This window comes from Vibrio sp. 1069 (genome assembly GCF_033340555.1).
Map to the genome: position 1 here is coordinate 1 of NZ_JAWOWP010000147.1, position 965 is coordinate 965.

Annotated in this window: 1 protein-coding gene; it reads left to right on the forward strand. The window is 48.5% G+C overall.

Annotation, left to right across the window (positions count from 1 at the left end):
• Positions 1-965, forward strand: a 965-nt coding sequence (locus tag R7040_RS25040) for a VCBS domain-containing protein (RefSeq protein WP_318097364.1), incomplete at both ends; no start/stop codon positions are given.

Consider the following 965-nt stretch of genomic DNA (forward strand, 5'->3'; position numbering starts at 1 on the left):
GTCGCACGGCGAAGTTGTTGATTTGGTTGAAACAGCGAATGCAGATGGCAGCTTCACTTACACTGCGACCGCTGACGGCAATCCTGTCTTTACGTTGGTGGTGAATACCGATGGTTCATACAACTTTACGTTGGAAGGCCCAATCGATCACGCGACTGGTAGTGATGAACTGACGCTAAACTTTCCAATCATCGCGACCGACTTTGATGGCGATACGTCATCGGCAACCATCCCTGTAACCATTGTTGATGACCAGCCAACAATTAACAATGTTCAAGCGATCACCGTTGATGAAGATGACCTCGCGCAGATGGGCTCGGCTCAAGACGGTTCAGTATCGATTGACGGACACTTCACCACCAATCAAGGTTCTGATGGCGTAGTGAGTTACCAATTGGATGCCAGTGCGACGCCTGTTGATGGGCTTACTTCGCAAGGTGTTGCGGTGACATTGAGTGAAACGGCAAATCCAGATGGTAGTTTCACTTATACGGCAACCGCAGGAACCAATCCTGTCTTTACGTTAACTGTGAATCCAGATGGTAGTTACAACTTTACACTCGAAGGCCCAATTGACCATGCGAGTAACAGTGACGAACTGACGCTGAGCTTCCCAATCATCGCGACGGATTTTGATGATGATAGTAGTGTCATGGTTTTGCCTGTCACCATTCAAGATGACGTTCCTACGATTGAGAATGTCGAGCCTCTCACTGTAGATGAAAATGACTTAATTACGAATGGTGGACAATCAAACGCACTGTTGGTTGAAGGGCAGTTCACGACCACGCAAGGCTCAGATGGTGTGGTTCAGTACCAGCTTGAAACAGGTTCAGACCCGCTAAACGGTTTGACCTCCAACGGTCAAGTTATCACGTTGGCCGAAGTCAGTAATGCCGACGGTAGCTTTACCTACACGGCGACGGCAAACGGCAATCCGGTATTTACGTTACAGGTAAACAGTG